At 68.9% G+C, this 18,005-nt stretch carries 17 protein-coding genes; 15 read left to right on the forward strand and 2 right to left on the reverse strand.

Annotation, left to right across the window (positions count from 1 at the left end; all coding sequences use genetic code 11):
• Nucleotides 1-2: 2 nt before the first annotated feature.
• Complete coding sequence (locus tag ACTFO6_RS13070) at nucleotides 3-410, reverse strand: bacteriohemerythrin (protein WP_439934885.1); 408 nt, start codon at nucleotides 408-410, stop codon at nucleotides 3-5.
• A 331-nt stretch (nucleotides 411-741) separates the two neighbouring features.
• Here ACTFO6_RS13070 and ACTFO6_RS13075 point away from each other — a divergent pair, with 331 nt between their 5' ends.
• Nucleotides 742-2,031: a chloride channel protein gene (locus ACTFO6_RS13075; RefSeq protein ID WP_439934940.1), complete on the forward strand. Its 1,290-nt coding sequence runs from the start codon at nucleotides 742-744 to the stop codon at nucleotides 2,029-2,031.
• Between the two features lie 7 nt (nucleotides 2,032-2,038).
• On the opposite strand, the gene ACTFO6_RS13080 is transcribed toward ACTFO6_RS13075, so the two are convergent.
• On the reverse strand, nucleotides 2,039-3,157 hold the full coding sequence (locus ACTFO6_RS13080; protein WP_439934886.1) for an FIST signal transduction protein: 1,119 nt from the start codon (nucleotides 3,155-3,157) through the stop codon (nucleotides 2,039-2,041).
• A 143-nt stretch (nucleotides 3,158-3,300) separates the two neighbouring features.
• Between ACTFO6_RS13080 and ggt the strand changes: the two genes are divergently transcribed.
• The 14 genes from ggt (at nucleotide 3,301) to hflX (ending at nucleotide 17,978) form a co-directional block, all read left to right on the forward strand.
• Nucleotides 3,301-4,959 carry a gamma-glutamyltransferase gene (ggt, locus tag ACTFO6_RS13085; RefSeq protein ID WP_439934887.1) on the forward strand — a complete coding sequence of 553 codons (1,659 nt, stop codon included), beginning with the start codon at nucleotides 3,301-3,303 and terminating at the stop codon, nucleotides 4,957-4,959.
• A 79-nt stretch (nucleotides 4,960-5,038) separates the two neighbouring features.
• Complete coding sequence (locus ACTFO6_RS13090; RefSeq protein WP_439934888.1) at nucleotides 5,039-6,004, forward strand: acetyl-CoA carboxylase carboxyltransferase subunit alpha; 966 nt, start codon at nucleotides 5,039-5,041, stop codon at nucleotides 6,002-6,004.
• Nucleotides 5,976-7,376 (forward strand): tRNA lysidine(34) synthetase TilS, encoded by a 1,401-nt coding sequence (tilS, locus tag ACTFO6_RS13095; RefSeq protein ID WP_439934889.1) that lies wholly within the window; start codon nucleotides 5,976-5,978, stop codon nucleotides 7,374-7,376. The genes ACTFO6_RS13090 and tilS overlap by 29 nt, the downstream gene beginning before the upstream one ends.
• 74 nt (nucleotides 7,377-7,450) lie before the next feature.
• Nucleotides 7,451-7,876 (forward strand): nucleoside-diphosphate kinase, encoded by a 426-nt coding sequence (gene ndk / locus ACTFO6_RS13100; protein ID WP_439934890.1) that lies wholly within the window; start codon nucleotides 7,451-7,453, stop codon nucleotides 7,874-7,876.
• 17 nt (nucleotides 7,877-7,893) lie between these two features.
• Nucleotides 7,894-9,039 carry a 23S rRNA (adenine(2503)-C(2))-methyltransferase RlmN gene (rlmN, locus tag ACTFO6_RS13105; RefSeq protein ID WP_439934891.1) on the forward strand — a complete coding sequence of 382 codons (1,146 nt, stop codon included), beginning with the start codon at nucleotides 7,894-7,896 and terminating at the stop codon, nucleotides 9,037-9,039.
• Nucleotides 9,036-9,800: a type IV pilus biogenesis/stability protein PilW gene (gene pilW, locus ACTFO6_RS13110; RefSeq protein WP_439934892.1), complete on the forward strand. Its 765-nt coding sequence runs from the start codon at nucleotides 9,036-9,038 to the stop codon at nucleotides 9,798-9,800. Before rlmN ends, pilW begins: the two co-directional genes overlap by 4 nt.
• A gap of 3 nt (nucleotides 9,801-9,803) precedes the next feature.
• Entirely contained in the window at nucleotides 9,804-10,664 is an 861-nt protein-coding gene (locus ACTFO6_RS13115) for a helix-turn-helix domain-containing protein (RefSeq protein WP_439934893.1), read from the forward strand.
• 10 nt (nucleotides 10,665-10,674) lie between these two features.
• Nucleotides 10,675-11,955 (forward strand): flavodoxin-dependent (E)-4-hydroxy-3-methylbut-2-enyl-diphosphate synthase, encoded by a 1,281-nt coding sequence (gene ispG, locus ACTFO6_RS13120; RefSeq protein WP_439934894.1) that lies wholly within the window; start codon nucleotides 10,675-10,677, stop codon nucleotides 11,953-11,955.
• A 58-nt stretch (nucleotides 11,956-12,013) separates the two neighbouring features.
• Complete coding sequence (gene hisS, locus ACTFO6_RS13125) at nucleotides 12,014-13,309, forward strand: histidine--tRNA ligase (protein ID WP_439934895.1); 1,296 nt, start codon at nucleotides 12,014-12,016, stop codon at nucleotides 13,307-13,309.
• A 22-nt stretch (nucleotides 13,310-13,331) separates the two neighbouring features.
• Complete coding sequence (locus ACTFO6_RS13130; RefSeq protein ID WP_439934896.1) at nucleotides 13,332-13,967, forward strand: YfgM family protein; 636 nt, start codon at nucleotides 13,332-13,334, stop codon at nucleotides 13,965-13,967.
• Nucleotides 13,964-15,109 (forward strand): outer membrane protein assembly factor BamB, encoded by a 1,146-nt coding sequence (gene bamB, locus ACTFO6_RS13135; RefSeq protein WP_439934897.1) that lies wholly within the window; start codon nucleotides 13,964-13,966, stop codon nucleotides 15,107-15,109. Before ACTFO6_RS13130 ends, bamB begins: the two co-directional genes overlap by 4 nt.
• A gap of 32 nt (nucleotides 15,110-15,141) precedes the next feature.
• Nucleotides 15,142-16,473, forward strand: coding sequence for a ribosome biogenesis GTPase Der (gene der / locus ACTFO6_RS13140; RefSeq protein WP_439934898.1), 1,332 nt, complete (start codon nucleotides 15,142-15,144; stop codon nucleotides 16,471-16,473).
• 112 nt (nucleotides 16,474-16,585) lie between these two features.
• The gene (gene hfq, locus ACTFO6_RS13145) at nucleotides 16,586-16,831 is read left to right on the forward strand and encodes an RNA chaperone Hfq (RefSeq protein ID WP_333844496.1); all 246 of its coding nucleotides are present in this window, start codon (nucleotides 16,586-16,588) and stop codon (nucleotides 16,829-16,831) included.
• Nucleotides 16,824-17,978, forward strand: a complete 1,155-nt coding sequence (hflX, locus tag ACTFO6_RS13150) for a GTPase HflX (protein ID WP_439934899.1) — start codon at nucleotides 16,824-16,826, stop codon at nucleotides 17,976-17,978. The genes hfq and hflX overlap by 8 nt, the downstream gene beginning before the upstream one ends.
• Nucleotides 17,979-18,005 lie beyond the last annotated feature (27 nt).

The raw sequence follows: 18,005 nt of genomic DNA on the forward strand, positions 1-18,005 counted from the left end.
GCTCATCGCACGCCGCGGCCGCGCAGATGGGCGGCCAGGGCCCGGTCGGCGTGGAAGAGATGGTCCAGGAGCCAGCGCCGCAGTAGCTCCCGCGTCCCCGAGGCCGCGTAAGGCTTGGCGGCGGCGAAATCGTCCTTCAGCTTTTTCAACTGAAGGAGCAGGCTTAAGTGGGTCTCCTTGTGGGGAAGCCGGGAGACGTAGAAGTGCTGGTACATGAGCTGCTCCTCGAGCTGGAAATGCTGTTCCGTGTCGTCGAGCAGCTCCGCCAGCAAGGCGGCGATCTTCGCTGCGTTCTCTCCCCGCTCTATGGCGTCGGCCACGCCGTTCACCCGGTCCGCGAGCCGGGCGTGCTGCTCGTCGAGGAGGGCGACGCCGAGGGCGTACTCGGGCTTCCAGTCGATGAAGGCCATCGCCAGAGCTCTCGGGAGTGCAGGGCTGCGCCAGGAGGAGGGGCTTGAGCCCCCGCGCTACCGCGGGGAAAGCCGGCCGCCGTCGTGGCGGATTGGGCGGGATTTTGGCAGAAAAGGCTTGACCCGAGAACACCTGGCGGCTTTCCTCTCGCTGCCTCTCACTGCCCGAAGGGGTGCCGCCCTTCGCCGGCAAAGGTCCTTTCGCTTCGGCCCCGAGGCGGCGTGCCTTACAATCGACGGGGTGATGGTACGCGCCTGACCCGTGCAAAGACTCGTCAACTCTGCCCTGCTGCGACGCTCCCGCCATGCCTGGCTGTCTCCCCGCCTGTGGATGCGCCGGGTGCTGTTCTGGATGGGAGCCCTGGCGGTGGGCGCCGCCGCCATCCTCTTCGCCTTGGGGGCCAACCAGGCCAACGGCTTTTTTCACCGGCTGATCCAGGTTTCGCCCTATCTGCCGTTCCTGGTGTGCCCGGCGGCGCTGGCCTTGTGCGCCTGGCTCACCCGGCGCTTTTTCGCCGGGTCCCAGGGCAGCGGCATTCCCCAGACCATCGCCGCGCTGCGCATGGAGGACGCGGCGGAGCGGGACCAGGTGCTCTCCTTGCGGATCGCCGCGGGCAAAATCTTGCTCACCATCCTGGCCCTGTTCGGCGGCGCGTCAGTGGGACGCGAAGGGCCCACGGTGCAGATCGGCGCCTCCATCATGCACAGCCTGGGGCGCATGGTGCGCTTTCCCCGGCGCGAGCTGCAGCAGGGGCTGATCCTCGCGGGAGGCGCCGCCGGCGTGGCGGCGGCGTTCAACACGCCCCTGGCGGGGGTGGTGTTCGCCATCGAGGAGATGAGCCGTTCCTTCGAAAGCCGCACCAGCGGCACGGTGCTCACCGCAGTGATCGTCGCCGGCCTCCTGTCTCTGGCGGTGCTGGGGGATTACACCTATTTTGGCCGCACCACCGCCTATCTGGATCTGGGCCAAGGATGGATCGCGGTGTTGGTGTGCGGGGCGGTCGGGGGAGTGCTCGGCGGCGCCTTCAGCCGGCTGCTCATCGCCGCGAGCCGCGGGCTGCCGGGACGCCTGGGGGTGTTGCGCAAGGCGAGGCCTGTGCTCTTCGCCGCGGGCTGCGGACTGGCGCTGGCGGCGATCGGCATCGTGTCGGGGGCGACCACCTACGGCACGGGGTACGAGGAGGCGAAGCGCATCCTGGAGGGCACGGAGAACCTGCCCGCCGTCTACGGCGTGCTGAAGATCCTTGCCACCCTGGTGTCGTACGTGAGCGGCATTCCGGGGGGCATCTTCGCCCCGTCCCTGGCAGTGGGGGCGGGGATCGGGCTCAATCTCTCGGAACTGATGCCCTACGCGCCGCCGGGCGCGGTGGTGCTCCTGGGCATGGTGGCCTATTTCGCCGGCGTGGTACAGGCGCCCATCACCGCGTTCGTAATCGTCCTGGAAATGACCGGCAACAGCGCCATGGTTCTGCCCCTGATGGCCGCCTCCCTGATCGGGACCGGCGCCTCCCGGGTGGTCTGCCCCAAACCCCTGTACAAGGCGCTGGCGGAGGAGTTCCTGCAACGGACGGAGCGTTCACCTCGACTGCGCTCGGAAGGGCAGCAGCGGGAGCTGTTCTGACTCCCCTCTACAGGAACAGGGTGAGGACGCCGGTATAGCCGTAGAGCCGGTTATGGCAGATCTCGCCGTTGCAGAAAAAGCCGGTGAGCGGTACGTCGCCGAACTCCCGCTGGATCGCCTTGAGCTCCTCCGAGTCTTCTCCAAACATGTAGCGCCCGCGACCCAGGCAGGAGTAGTAGATGGCGCCCCGGGGCGCATTGGGAATGCGCTCCTTGAGCTCCCGCAGCATGCGCTGCATGTCCTTCATCGCGTTGGCCGGGTCGCGGCGGCAAAACTGCAGCACCTGGCCTGGCTGCACCATCTCGCCGATGGCCAGCAGCCTGGCCCGGGGATCGACCCCCACCAGATTGCGCACCAGGTAGTCCCGGGTGTCGGAACCCGGCACCAGCAGCGCGGCGGCGATGTAGCGGGCCGCCTTGTTCAGGTCCCGGGACAGGATGTCGCCGATCTCGTCGTAGAAGACGTCCAGGGCGGGGCGGCCGTCCAGGGTCATGATGATGTTGTCCTGGCACTGGGTGATCTCGTGGGGGGCACCGAACGGGGCACAGCTCTGGGTGAGGGTGGTGGCCACGGGCACCTCCGGGGCGAACAGCACCCCCGACAGCCCCCCCTCCGTCACGTCTCCGGAGACCTGGGTGTAGATGGAGCGGGTGGAGGTGAGCCCTCCCACCAGGAAACCGTCGTTCACAGCGGCGGCGAGCCGCGTGATGAGCTGAGGCAGCCGGCGGTTGCGGGGGTCGCCGTGCACCACGCCGAAGCGGGTCTGCTTGGCCATGAACCACTCCCCGTTCTCGGCGATGAACCGGTCCAGGCCTTCGCTCACCGTGTTGAACACCCGAAACGAGTCGGGGGGAAAGGCGCCTACCATGACGGAGAGGGCGGGGGTCTCGTAATATTCCCGGCCCACCGCGCAGATGCCCACCCCGACGGAGCCCACCCACTGGCCAACCCCCAGGGCGTCCCTGAGATAGCGGACGATGCTGCGCAGTTCCGGGGAAAACGCATCGGTGGCGTAGACGAAGCCCAGGTTCGCGCCCCGCGGGAGCGGGGAGAGCTGGGCGACGCACTCGGCCACGGCCTGCAACCAGTTGTCCGCCGCCGTCTGGGCGGAGGCGAAAGCGTCCAACGAGGAGGTTTCGGAGAGCAATGGAGAAACAGATCGGGTTCAAATCGAATATAGCCTACTTTGGCCGGCAACAGAATCGAGCCAGGGAGGCCGGCGGCCCGCGGCCGCAAGGAGATGGGCGGGGCGGGTGGGTAAGAAGCGCCGTGCTGCGCCTCCTTGTCCTGTGGGCGGTCGCGTTTCTGTTCCTGCCCGCCGCCATCGCGGGAAAGGAGGCGGTGGCGAGCGCCCATCCGCTGGCGACGGAGGCCGGGCGGGCGGTGCTCGCCCAAGGAGGAAACGCCTTCGACGCGGCGGTGGCCGTCGCCGCCGCCCTGGCGGTGGTGGAACCCTATTCCTCGGGCCTCGGGGGCGGCGGGTTCTGGCTGCTCCATCGCGCCCGGGACGGGCACACGGTGATGGTGGACGCCCGGGAGACCGCGCCTCTGGCCGCCCGGGAGGACATGTACCTGGATGCGGGCGGGAAGCCCGTTCCCGGCGCCTCCCTGAAGGGGCCCCGGGCCGCGGCCATTCCCGGCACGCCGGCCGCCCTCGTCTGGGTGGCGGAGCGTTACGGCCGGCTGCCTCTGCCCCGCGCCCTGGAAGCGGCCATCCGCTACGCCGAAGAGGGCTTTCCCGTGGACGAGCGTTTCGCCCGCATCGCTGCCGAGAAAGCCGAGTGGCTGCGGGCAGACCCGACTGCCGCCAGCATCTTTCTCCGGGATGGGACCGCCCCGCGCTCGGGGGAGCGCCTCGCACAGCCGGCGCTCGCCGCCACGCTCGAGCGCATCGCCCGCGACGGTCACGACGGCTTCTACGCCGGTCCGGTGGCGGAAGCCTTAGTGAAAGCGGTGCGCGCGGGCGGCGGCCTGTGGACCCTGGAAGACCTGCGCCGCTACCGGGTGGTGGAACGGGAACCGGTGCGCATCCGCTACCGGGGGGCGACCGTCACCACCGCGGCGCTGCCTTCCGCCGGCGGGCTCACCCTGGCCCAGGCGCTCCAGATCCTGGAGCACTTTCCCTTGGAGCGCCTAGCCGAACCGGACCGGGCCCATGTGGTGGTAGAGGCGCTGCGCCGCGCCTACCAGGACCGGGCCCGCTTCATGGGCGATCCCGACTTCGTTGCCGGACCCTGGGAGCGGCTGAAGAGCCGCGATTACGCCCTGGAGCGCGCCCGCTCCATCCGTCTCCATCGAGCGACCCCGAGCGCCGCGCTTCCGGGTCTGGAAGTGGGCGAGGGAGTCCATACGACCCACTTCTCCATCGTGGACCGGGAGGGGAACCGGGTCGCCGCCACCCTCACCATCAACACGCTGTTCGGCTCCGGATTCGTCGCGGGTCCGACCGGCGTGCTCCTCAACAACGAGATGGACGATTTCGCCGTGGCGCCCGGTGTGCCCAACGTGTACGGGCTGGCGGCGAGCCGCGCCAACGCCATCGCCCCGGGCAAGCGATCGCTTTCCAGCATGTCGCCCACCTTCGTGGAGGACGGGAAGGGCGTCCTGGTCGTGGGCACGCCGGGCGGCTCGCGCATCATCAGTATGGTGCTGCTCGCCCTCCTCCACTATCTGGGCGAGGAAGAAGGGGATCCCGCGCGCATCGTGGCGGCGCCGCGCTACCACCACCAGTACCTGCCGGACCGGATCGAGATCGAGCCCGGCGCTTTTTCCGCCGCCTGGCGCGCGGCGCTGGAGGCGAAGGGGCACACGCTGCACGAGGCGTCCCGTCCCTGGGGGAACATGCAGGCGGTCTTCGTGAACCGCGCCACCGGGGAAGCGGTGGCGGCGAGCGACCCGCGGGGGGTGGGGGGAAGGGCCTGGTACTGAGGGAGGATGCAGTATCATACGCGGCTACCGCAATCGGCGGCCCCTGGGCGCCCGCGCCCGGGGGCGCAGAGGGAGGAGAATGAAACAGACGTTTCTCGATTTCGAGCAGCCCATCGCCGAGCTGGAGGCCCGCATCGAGGAGCTGCGTTTCGTGCAGGACGATTCGGCTCTCGACATCTCGGAAGAAATCCGCCGGCTGCAGGAGAAGAGCCAGCGGCTCACCAAGGAGATCTATTCCAAGCTCACGGCCTGGCAGATCGTCCAGGTGGCGCGTCACCCTCAGCGCCCTTACACGCTCGACTACATCCAGGGACTGTTCACCGACTTCGTGGAGCTGCACGGCGACCGGGCGTTCGCCGACGATCCGGCCATCGTGGGTGGGCTCGCCCGCTTCGGCGGCCAGTCGGTGGTGGTGATCGGGCACCAGAAGGGGCGCGACACCAAGGAGAAGATCCATCGCAACTTCGGCATGCCGCGGCCGGAAGGCTACCGTAAAGCGCTGCGGCTCATGCTTCTTGCCGAGAAATTCGGCCTGCCGGTGTTTACTTTCGTCGACACGCCGGGAGCATACCCGGGCATCGGCGCCGAGGAGCGGGGGCAGTCGGAGGCCATCGGCCGCAATATCTACGTCATGGCCCGGTTGAAAACCCCTATCATCTGCACCATTATCGGGGAAGGCGGCTCGGGCGGGGCGTTGGGCATCGCGGTGGGCGACGCGGTGCTGATGCTGCAGTATGCAATCTACTCGGTGATCTCCCCTGAGGGTTGCGCCTCGATCCTGTGGAAAAGCGCCGAGAAGGCGCCGGAGGCGGCCGAAGCCCTGGGCATCACCGCCGCACGGCTGAAAACCCTGGGGCTCATCGATCGAGTCGTGACCGAGCCCTTGGGCGGCGCCCACCGGGATCCTCAGGCGGCGATCCAGGCGTTGAAGCGGGTGCTGCAGGACACCCTGCGCCAACTGCAGAATCGAGCCCTAGACGACCTCCTCCAGGCCCGCTACGAGCGCCTCATGGGCTATGGCAAATTCAAGGAAGCGCAGCCCTGATCCCGTCGAGGCGGTGCGGGCTGCCCTCGTCCGCCACACGGCACCGGCTGTGCGCCTTACTCTGGGCTTGAGCGGCGGCCTGGATTCTGTGGTTCTGCTGGACATTCTCTGGGGGCTCTCCACCTCCCTCGGCTTTCGCCTTTCGGCGCTCCATGTCCATCACGGCTTGAGCCCCCGGGCGGATGCTTGGGCCCGGTTTTGCGCCGAGCTTTGCCGGGTTCGGGGGATCAAGCTGACCGTCGTCCCCGTGACCGTGGACCGGGCCTCGGGGCAGGGCCTGGAGGCGGCAGCGCGGGCAGCGAGGTACCGGGTGTTCGCCCAGGCCGATGCGGACTGGGTGGTGTTGGCCCACCATCGGGACGATCAGGCCGAGACGCTCCTCTTGCAGCTCCTAAGGGGGGCGGGTCCCGCGGGGCTCGCCGCCATGCCCGTGGCGAGCGCCCCGAAGCCGGGCAGTGAAACGAGGCTGTTGCGACCGCTTCTCGCCGTGCCGAGACGGGTGCTGGAGGACTACGCCCGGGCCCGCGGCTTGGCGTGGGTCGAGGACGAGAGCAACGCGGACCTGAAGCGGGATCGCAACTTCCTCCGCCATCGGGTGCTGCCCCTGCTCCGGGAGCGCTTTCCGGCCGCAGGAGAGACCCTGGCCCGGGCCGCCGGGCTCCAGGGAGAAGCGGCGGCGCTGCTCGAAACCCTCGCCCGCATGGACGGGGAGGGCGCCGTGGAAGGCGTCCGGCTGCGCCTAGAGCGCCTGAGGGCGCTGCCACCGGAGCGGGCCCGCAACCTCCTGCGCTGGTTTCTGATCGAGGGGGGAGTGCAGCCGCCGCCCGGGACTCGGCGCCTGGAAGAAGCGCTGCGGCAACTGCTACAGGCCCGCCGGGACGCGGAGGTGGCGATCCCCCTGGGAGGGCGGGTGCTCCGCCGCTACCTGGACTCGGCCTGGCTCGTGGCTCCCACCGACCTCCCCGAGAATGCCCGGATCGGGATCGAATGGCGCGGAGAGGCGAAGCTTGCCCTCCCCTGGGGCGGGACGATCGAGTTCGAGCCCACCACCGGGGCGGGGATCGACGCGGCCCGGCTCAAGCAGGGGCCGGTGGCGGTGCGACTCAGGCGAGGGGGCGAGCGCTTCCAGCCGGACGGGGGGCGCCCCCGGCGCACCCTTAAGAACCTGCTCCAGGAAGCGCGGGTGCCCCCGTGGGAGCGGGAGGCGCTGCCCCTGCTCACCTGCGGCGGCGAGGTGGTGTGGGTTCCTGGCCTGGGCGTGGACTGGGGTTACCGCTGTCCACCCGGCCAACCAGGCCTCATCCCCCACTGGGTCGGAGCTGAGCACCCGCACACCCTCCAAGCCCGGGACACGGGGAAGAAACCCTGTTAGAATCAATCATTAAACTTATACCTTCCGCAACCTTTTCCGCACCTTGTTAACTCCTTTATTTTTTGGGGTTTTGGATGGCTATTGAACGCACGTTGTCGATCATCAAACCCGACGCAGTCGAGAAGAACATCATCGGCAAGATCTATTCCCGCTTCGAAGCCGCGGGACTCAAGATCGTGGCGGCCAAGATGGCCTATTTATCGGAGCGGGAAGCGGAAGGCTTTTACGCCGTGCACCGGGAGCGGCCTTTTTTTCGGGATCTGGTGAAATTCATGACTTCCGGACCGGTCATGATTCAGGTGCTGGAGGGGGAGGACGCCATCGCGAAAAACCGGGAGCTGATGGGGGCGACCGACCCGAAAAAAGCGGCTCCCGGCACCATCCGGGCCGATTTCGCCTCCACCATCGACGCCAACGCGGTTCACGGCTCCGACGGCCCGGAGACCGCGGCGATGGAGATCGCGTACTTTTTCCCCAGCTCGGAAATCTATTCCCGATAGGGGTGGTTTGCTCGTCCATGGCGGTCAACCTGCTGGGTCTCAATCCCGAGGAACTTGAGGCCTTCCTCGCCAGTCTGGAAGAGAAACCTTTCCGCGCCCGGCAGCTTTTGCGCTGGATCCACCAGCGGGGGGAAGAGCGCTTCGACGCCATGACCGATCTGGCCAAGGGGCTGCGGGAGCGCTTGGCCCAGGTGGCGGAGATCCGGGCACCGGAAGCGGTGAGCGAGCAGCGTTCGCCGGATGGCACCATCAAGTGGCTGCTCCGGGTGGGGGGCGACAACGCCATCGAGACGGTGTTCATCCCCGATGCCCATCGGGGCACTCTGTGCGTTTCTAGCCAGGTGGGTTGCGCCCTGGAGTGCCGCTTCTGCGCCACAGGGCGCCAAGGCTTCAACCGCAACCTCACCACCGCCGAGATCATCGCCCAGTTGTGGTGGGCCCGCAAGGTGCTGGCACGGCAAGGGCTGGCCGAGCGGCCGGTGACCAACGTGGTGCTGATGGGAATGGGAGAGCCGCTGCTCAACTTCGACCACGTGGTGCGGGCGCTGGACCTCATGCTGGACGACGACGCCTACGGCCTATCCCGGCGCCGGGTGACCCTGTCCACCTCGGGCATCGTGCCCGCCATCGACCGGTTGCGGGAGCGCTGTCCGGTGGCGCTGGCCGTGTCCCTTCACGCGCCCGACGACGATCTGCGCAGCTACCTGGTGCCGATCAACCGCAAGTACCCCCTGAAGGAGCTGATGGCGGCGTGCCGCCGCTATGTGGAAGCGGGGGAGAGGGCGAGCCGGGGCGAGCCGGTCCTCGCCGGCCGCAAGTGGCGGCGGCTCGGCTCGCCCCGGGATTTCGTCACCTTCGAGTACGTGATGCTGGCGGGGGTCAACGATCGCCTCGCCCACGCCGAAGCCCTGATCGAGCTCACCCGGGACGTGCCGTGCAAGTTCAACCTGATCCCGTTCAATCCGTTCCCGAACGCCGGGTTCGAGACTTCCCCCGCCTCGGTGATCGCCACCTTCCGCGACCGGCTGCTCGCCGCCGGCCGGGTGGCTACCATTCGCAAAACCCGGGGCGAGAGGATCGACGCGGCCTGCGGTCAATTGGCGGGACGGGTGCAGGACCGCACCCGCCGCCGGCTGCGGCGCGCCCTGGAGGCGACCCCGTGAAGCCCGGAATCCCGGTGGCCCTCGCCGCCTTTATCCTCGCCGCCTGCGCTTTGCCGCCCCCAGTGCAGCACGCCCCCGAGCAGGCTCAGACCCAGTCCCGCTACCGGGCGGAAATCCACACTCAACTGGGCGCCGGCTATTACAGCCGCGGCCAGCTCGGCGTGGCGCTGGAGGAGCTGAACGCGGCCTTCGCGGCGGACCCCAACTACGGACCGGCGTACAACGTCCTGGGACTGGTCTACGCGGCCCTGGGGGAGCCCAAGCTCGCCGAGCAGAACTTCCTCCGGGCCCTCGCCCTTAATCCCAACGACTCCGAAGCGCGCAACAACTACGGCCTGTTCTTGTGCCAGCGCAACCGGGGGGAGGAGGGCATCGGCCACCTTCTGCAGGCCCTGCGCAATCCCCTGTACCGCACGCCGGAGCTGGCCTATGTGAACGCGGGGGATTGCGCCCAGCGGATGGGGGACCGCAAGCGCGCCCAGGAATTTTTCGAGAAAGCCTTGCAGGTCCAGCCGTCCCAGCCCCAGGCCCTGCGGGCGATGGCGGAGATCGCCTACGGAAACGGCCGTTTCGACGACGCCCACGCCTATCTCACCCGCTACCTGCAGATCGCCCAGCCGGATGCGGAAAGCCTGGCCTTGGGCGTGCGGATCGAGCGCCGGCGGGGAGATCGCCAGGCGGAGGCGAGCTACGCGGCCCAGTTGCGCAACCGCTTCCCCCAGTCGAAGGAGGCCCGGGCGTTGGAGTCGGGCGATTTGTAAGCCATGGATCGTTACCAGGACAGGGATACCCTCGAGAAGCCAGGCCCCGGCCGCCGGCTGGCGGAGGAGCGACGGCGCCAGGGCTTGTCCGTGGCCGACCTCGGGCGCCAGCTCAAGCTGACGCCCAGGCAGGTGGAAGCGCTGGAGGCCGACGACTATGAACGGCTTCCGGGTAACACCTTCGTGCGCGGCTTCATACGCAACTACGCCAAGGCGCTGCACCTGGATCCCGAGCCCCTGCTGGCGGAGCTGGAAGAACGGCTGCCCGAAGAGCGCCCCTCGGCCATCCTTCCGCCCATCGAGAACATTCCGTTCGCCAGCGGCAAGGAAGGAAGCTGGCACCGTTACCTGCTGCTCGCCGGACTGATGCTGCTGGTGATCCCTTGGCTGCTGTACGAGACCTACCGCCAGCAGCCCCTAGCGCCACCCCCGACACCGGAAGTGGCTCCTCCCGTACCTCCGCCCACGGCGGTCGAGCCGGGGGTCTTCGCCGGAGCAAGTTCCTCCGGAAACGCTCCCGCTTCCCCTCCAGACCCGGTTGCCTCCGCGGCCGGCGCCGCTCCGCTGGCCGCGGCCGGTGCCGAGGCGCAAGCGCCCGCTCCCCAGGAACCGGCGCCTTCTCCGGCCCCGGGCTCCGTGCGGCTCGTGTTCAAAAAGGAGGCCTGGGTGGAGATTCGAGACCGGGACGGCCAAGTACTGCTCTCCCGGATCAACCCGGCCGGGACCGAGCAAAGGGTGGAGGGCACGCCGCCCCTTTCCCTGGTGGTGGGCAACGCGACCCAGGTAGCCGTGGAATACAACGGCAAGCCAGTGGATCTTGCCCCTTACACCCGCGCCGAAGTGGCGCGCCTTGTCCTGGAGTAAGAAGGGTTTTATGCGCTACGGTGTCGATGAACGGCGGAAAAGCCTGCCCGTCCGCGTAGACCGGGTGGTGATCGGCGGGGGCGCCCCCATCGTGGTTCAATCCATGACCAATACGGACACGGCGGACGGGGAGGCTACGGCCCGGCAGGTTCTGGCTTTGGCCCGGGCGGGCTCGGAGCTGGTGCGCATCACGGTGAACACCGCCGAGGCGGCGCGAGAAGTGCCCCGCATCCGGGAGCGCCTGGACCGGTGGGGCTGCCCCGTGCCCCTGGTGGGGGATTTCCACTTTAACGGCCACAAGCTTCTCACCCAGTTCCCGGCCTGCGCGGAGGCGCTGGCGAAATACCGCATCAATCCCGGCAACGTGGGGCACGGTTCCAGGCGGGACAGCCAGTTTGCCGTCATGATCGAGACCGCCTGCCGGTACGGAAAGCCGGTGCGCATCGGCGTCAACTGGGGCAGCCTGGATCCCCAGCTCCTCGCGCGGCTGATGGACGAAAACGCGAAGCGCCAGGAGCCCCTGTCGGCGGCGGCCGTGACCCGGGAGGCCCTGGTCGCCTCCGCCCTGGAGAGCGCCGGGCAGGCGGTGCGCCTGGGGCTGCCCCGGGACCGCATCGTCCTCTCCTGCAAGGTGAGCGGGGTGCAGGATCTCATCGCCGTCTACCGAGAGCTCGCCCGCCGCTGCGACTACCCCCTGCACCTGGGGCTGACCGAGGCGGGCATGGGCACCAAGGGAGTCGTGGCCTCTAGCGCCGCCTTGGCGGTGCTCTTGCAGGAGGGCATCGGCGACACCATCCGCATCTCCCTCACCCCGGAGCCGGGCGGCGACCGCACCCAGGAGGTGGTGGTGGCCCAAGAGCTGCTGCAGACCATGGGCCTGCGGGCCTTCGCTCCCCTGGTGGTGGCCTGCCCCGGCTGCGGCCGCACCACCAGCACCTTCTTCCAGAGCCTGGCCCAGAGCGTCCAGCGCTACGTGCGCGCCCAGATGCCGGCCTGGCGTGCCCGCTATCCGGGGGTGGAGAGCCTGACCGTGGCAGTGATGGGGTGCGTGGTGAACGGGCCCGGGGAGAGCAAGCACGCCAACATCGGCATCTCGCTGCCCGGCACGGGGGAAGTTCCGGTGGCTCCGGTCTACGTGGACGGGGTGAAGACGGTGACCTTGAAGGGCGAACGCATCGCCGAAGAGTTCCAGGCGATCATCGACCAGTACGTGGCGACCCGCTACGGTTCTCCGGCGGCCCCGGCGGCGGAGGCGGCGCCCGCGGGCGAACCGGCGGGAGCCCCGCGCTGAGCCCCGTTCCAGCAGGACGCCGCCCCGCGGCGGCGCCGATCGATTCGAGGCCGATCCCATGAGCACCCATATCCAGGCGATTCGCGGGATGAACGACATCCTGCCCGAGGAAGCCCTCGCCTGGGAGCGCTTCGAGGACACGGTGCGCGACTGGCTGCGGCGCTACGGCTACCGCCCGATCCGCATGCCCCTGGTGGAGCGCACGGAGCTATTCGTGCGCTCCATCGGCGAGGTGACCGACATCGTCGAGAAGGAGATGTACACCTTCGTCGACGCCCTCAACGGGGAAAGCCTCACCCTGCGGCCGGAGGGCACCGCCTCCTGCGTGCGGGCGGTGCTGGAGCACAACCTGCTCTACGCGGGACCCCAGCGGCTATACTACAGCGGCCCCATGTTCCGCCACGAACGGCCGCAAAAGGGGCGCTACCGCCAGTTCCACCAGGTGGGGGTGGAAGCGCTGGGCTTCGAAGGGCCCGACATCGACGCCGAGCACATCGTCATGGCCCGCAGGCTCTGGCGCATGTTGGGCCTGGAAGGCATCCGCCTGGAGCTCTCCACCCTGGGCTCCAGCGAGGCCCGCGCCCGCTACCGGGATCGCCTCACCCGCTACTTCGAGGCCCACCTGGACGCGCTCGACCAGGATTCCCGCCGGCGGCTGCGCACCAATCCCTTGCGCATCCTGGACAGCAAGAATCCCGCCATGCAGTCCCTGATCGAAGGGGCGCCCCGGCTGATGGACGACTTGGACGAGAAATCCCTCGAGCACTTCGAGACGCTCCAGTCCATGCTCCGGACCCTGGACGTGGAATTCCGGGTGAACCCCCGGCTGGTGCGCGGGCTGGATTACTACAACCGCACGGTCTACGAGTGGGTGACGGACCGGCTCGGGGCCCAGGGGACGGTGTGCGCCGGCGGGCGTTACGACGGCCTGGTGGAGCAGTTGGGCGGCAAGCCCACGCCCGCCTGCGGCTTCGCCATGGGGGTGGAGCGGTTGCTGGCGTTGCTGGCGGAGAAGGAGGAGCCTGCCCCGGCTCCGGTGGACGTGTACCTGGTCCACCAAGGGGAGCGGGCGAGCGACCTGGCGCCCCGAGTGGCCGAGGCCTTACGCGACGCGGGCCTTCGGGTGGTGCTCCACTGCGGTGGCGGCGGTTTCAAGTCCCAGATGAAAAAGGCCGACGCGAGCGGCGCCCAGGTGGCAGTGATCCTCGGCGAAGACGAGCTCCAGGCGGGCGAAGTGAGCGTGAAGCCCTTGCGCATCCCCCAGCCCCAGGTGCGGGTACCGATCGCCGGGGTGGCCCAATGGCTGCGGGAAGAGGTCTGGAAGTCACCCAGCGCGGCCCTCAACCAGGTTTGACCGGAACGAAAAAAGGCGACGGATGAGCGTTTACGATTTCGAGGAACAGGAGCAACTGGCCCGGCTGGCGGCGTGGTGGAAGGACAACGGCCGGCTGGTGATCTTGGCGGTGGTGGTGCTCGTCGCCACCGTAGGGGGGATCTACGGCTGGCGCTACTACCAGACCCAGCAGTCCCTGGCCGCCGCCCAGGCTTACGCCACCCTGGAGCCAGCGATCCTCGCCAACGACGCCGAAAAGCTCCAGGCGGGAGCGGCCGAGCTGCGCAGCCGCTATCCCCGCTCCCCTTACGCGGCGCGGGCGGCGCTGGCGGCGGCCAAGGCGAGTTACGAGCGCGGGGACCTGGAATCCGCCAAGGGGAAGCTCACCTGGGTGATGGAGCAGGCCAGGGAAGAGGCGCTGCGGGCCACGGCGCGCCTGCGCCTCGCCCGCATCCTCTTGGAAGAGGGGAAGTTCGACCAGGCCCTGGCGCTGCTTCCCGCCGAGGACACGACCCCCTATGCCCGGCTCTACGACGACTTGCGCGGCGACGTGCTGGCCGCCCAGGGCAAAAGGGAAGAGGCGCGCAAAGCGTACCAGCGGGCCCTGGAAAAGAGCGGGCCGGGCGAGCCGCTGCGCAACCTGATCGAGCTCAAGCTGGACGCCCTGGAGGGGGCATGAGGCGCGCGCTTGCAGGATGGTTCCTGGCAGGGCTTCTTCTCACCGGCTGTTCTACCGTGGTGGGCTGGTTCGGACGCTCGGAGCCGGCCATCAAACCCAGCCCCCTGACCCCGATTCAGGCGAGCGCCCGGCTGGAAGTGGTCTGGCGCGCCGCCGTGGGCCGCTCGCCCCAGCTCGCCCTGGCCCCGGCCGCCGTGGGCGGTGCCGTCTATGGCGCATCCGCCGACGGGACGCTGACCCGCTTCGCCGCCGACAGTGGGCAAACCGTGTGGCGGGTGGACACCGGAAAGCCGCTCACCGGCGGGGTCGGCGCCGGGGGGGACCTGGTGCTGGTGGGGACCCGGGACGGGGAAGTGCTGGCCTACGGGCAAGACGGCAAGCCCCACTGGACCGCGGCCATCGGCACCGTGATCCTGAGCCCGCCCCAGGTGGCCGAGGGCATCGCGGTGGTGCGGGGGGCCGACGGGCGGGTCTTCGCCCTGGAGGCGGACTCGGGCAAGCGCCGCTGGGTGTATCAGCGGACGCCTCCCGCCCTGAGCGTGCGCAGCTTCGCCGGGGTGGCGGTGGAGCGGGGCGCCGTGTTCGCGGGCTTTCCCGGAGGGAAGCTCGTGGCCCTGCGCCTCGCCGATGGCCTGGTGGGCTGGGAAGCCACCGTGGCCCAGCCCCGGGGCGCCACCGAGCTGGAGCGCATCGCCGACGTGGCCAGCACCCCCGAGGTGGCGGCCGCCGAAGTGTGCGCCGCCGCGTTCCAGGGACGGACCGCCTGCTTCGACGTGCGCAACGGAAACCTCTTGTGGGCCCGGGACATCTCCAGCTACGCCGGCCTGGACGTGGACGGCCGGGGGCTTTACGTCACCACCGACCGCAGCGAGGTCATAGGCCTGGAGCTTGGCCGGGGCGCCACCCTCTGGCGCCAGGAGAAGCTCACCGGCCGCCGGCTCACCCGGCCCACCAGCCTGGGTCCTTACGTGGCGGTGGGAGACTTGGAGGGCTACGTGCATCTGCTCAACGCGGACGACGGTGGCTTTGCCGCCCGCGTTGCGACGGACGGAAGCCCCATCGCCGCCCCGCCCACGCGGGTGGAGGGCGGACTGCTGGTGCAGACCACTGGCGGTGCCCTGGTGCTGCTGCGCATCCAGTAAAAAGCGCCCCCGACTACGGCAATGACGGACCCATGAAACCCACCCTGGTCCTGGTCGGGCGACCCAACGTGGGAAAGTCCACCCTGTTCAATCGCCTGACGCGATCCCGGGAGGCCCTGGTGGCGGACCTGCCGGGGCTCACCCGAGACCGGCATTACGGCCACGGCCGGCTCGGGGCGAAGCCTTTTCTGGTGGTAGACACGGGAGGCCTCGCGCCCGACGCCCAGGAAGGCATCCTGGCGGAAATGGCCCGGCAGGCGCGCCTCGCCGTGGACGAGGCGGACGTGGTGGTGTTCCTTACGGACGCACGCGAGGGGTTGACGCTCCAGGACCGGGCCATCGCGGAGGAGCTGCGGCGGCGGGGCCGCAGGACCCTCGTCGCCGTCAACAAGGCGGAAGGGCTCCCCCCCGAGATCGCCCGGGCGGAATTCTTCGAGCTGGGCCTGGGCGAGCCCATTCCCATCTCCGCGGCCCACGGGGACGGGGTAGTGGAGCTGGTGGAGCAGGCCCTGGCCGACTTTCCTTGCGAGGCTCCGGAGGAGCCCGCCGCCGAACACCCGCGCATCGCGGTGGTGGGGCGCCCCAACGTGGGCAAGTCGACCCTGGTGAACTGCCTCCTGGGCGAAGAGCGCCTGGTGGTCTACGACCAGCCGGGTACCACCCGAGACGCCATCGCCGTGGAGTTCCAGCGGGACGGGCGCACCTATACCCTGGTTGACACCGCGGGCCTGCGGCGCCGGGGCCGGATCGAGGAGCCCGCGGAAAAGTTTTCCGTGGTGAAGACCCTCCAGGCCATCGAGGCCGCCCACGTGGTGATCCTGGTGCTGGACGCCCGTAGCGAGGTGGCCGAGCAGGACGCCCACATCGCCGGGTTTGTCCTGGAGGCGGGCCGGGCCTTGGTGGTGGCGGTCAACAAATGGGACGGGCTCCCGGCCGAACGGCGGGATGAGGTCAAGAAGGAGATCGAGCGCAAGCTGGAGTTCTTGAGTTTCGCCCGCTTCCACTACATCTCGGCCCGGGAGGGAACAGGGGTGGGTGCCCTCATGCGCTCGGTGGACGAGGCCTACCGCTCCGCCATGGCCAAGCTTTCCACCCCCAAGCTCACCCGGCTGCTGCAGGCGCTGGCGGCGAAGCAGCCGCCGCCCCGGGCGGGCATCGTGCGGCCCAAGCTCCGCTATGCCCATCAAGGGGGCAGCAATCCGCCCCTCATCGTGATCCACGGCAACGCCTTGGAGCGATTGCCGGAGAGCTATCGGCGCTACCTGGAGAACAGTTTCCGCCGGGAGTTCCAGCTCGAGGGCACGCCCCTGCGGGTCGTGTTCCGGGTGGGCCCCAATCCCTACGCGCCGAGGGCCCGGCGTTGAACCCCTATTCTGCGCCGCAGTCGAATTTCGGGATGGCTTGCGCGCTGGGTTTATTTGAGCGGGCAATTGGGATAGAGTAAGGGCTTGCAAGACCAGAAAAATCGGAGAACCCATGAGCTCGAAAGGGCAAACGTTACAAGACCCCTTTTTGAACATTCTGCGCAAGGAGCACATCCCCGTTTCCATTTATCTGGTGAACGGGATCAAGCTCCAGGGGCAGATCGATTCGTTCGACCAGTACGTGGTGCTGCTCAAGAACACGGTGACCCAAATGGTGTACAAGCACGCCATTTCCACCGTGGTGCCCTCTCGCCCTGTCAGCATTCCTTACGACCAAGGCTCCGCATCTGATGCTTGATCGGCCGGCCGATGGGGATCGGGCGGTCCTCGTCGGCATCGATCCGGGCGATCCCGGCTTTCGGGACTCCCTCGAAGAATTGAAGCTCCTCGCCACGAGCGCCGGCCTCGCGGTGGCTGCGGTGGTCTCGGGCCGCCGCGAGCGGCCCGACCCGGCCACCTACGCCGGGAGCGGCAAGGTGGCCGAGGTGCGGGACCTGGTGGCGCGCCTGGGGGCTTCCCTGGTAGTGCTCAACCACGACCTCTCGCCCGTCCAGGAGCGCAACCTGGAGCGGGCGCTCCAGTGCCGCGTGGTGGACCGCACCGCCTTGATCCTCGACATCTTCGCCCAACGCGCCCGCAGCCACGAAGGAAAGCTGCAGGTGGAGCTCGCCCAGCTCGAGCGCCTCTCGACCCGGCTGGTGCGAGGCTGGACCCACTTGGAGCGGCAGAAAGGCGGCATCGGGCTGCGGGGCCCGGGGGAGACCCAATTGGAGACCGACCGGCGGCTGGTGGCTCGGCGGGTCAAGGTGCTCAAGGACAAGCTCGCCCGGCTTGGCCAGCAGCGGGCGGTGCAGCGGCGCTCCCGAGAGCGGGCTCGGGTGATCCCGGTCTCCCTGGTGGGCTATACCAACGCCGGCAAATCGACCCTGTTCAACGCCCTGGCCGACGGCCATGCCTACGCCGCCGATCAGCTCTTTGCCACCCTGGACACCACCACGAGGCGCCTGTTCCTTCCGGATTGCCCGCCGGTGGTGCTCTCGGACACGGTGGGATTCATCCGCGATCTGCCCCACACCTTGATCGCCGCTTTCCGCGCCACCCTGGAGGAGACGGCGCGGGCCTCCCTCCTGCTGCACGTGGTGGATGCTTCTAGCCCCGAGCGGGAAACCCACATCGCTCAGGTGAACAAGGTGCTGGCGGAAATCGGCGCCGACGCGATTCCCCAGATCGTGGTGCTCAACAAGACCGATCTCGTCGGGCTTCCCGCGGGGGTGGAGCGGGATGAATATGGTAAGATTGCGCGCGTTCGCGCGAGTGCACTGACGGGCGCCGGCCTGGATCTCGTACGGGCGGCCGTGGCCGAACGCTTCCCCCAGGACGCGGGCGTCGAGATGCAACCGCCGGAGCCGGCCGATCGCCGCTCCAGCGCTTTACACGGCCTTTGATTCCTTAGCATCGCGATTTCGGGAACC

The sequence above is a fragment of the Pelomicrobium sp. G1 genome (assembly GCF_051905455.1).
In the GTDB taxonomy this organism is placed as follows: domain Bacteria; phylum Pseudomonadota; class Gammaproteobacteria; order Burkholderiales; family UBA6910; genus Pelomicrobium.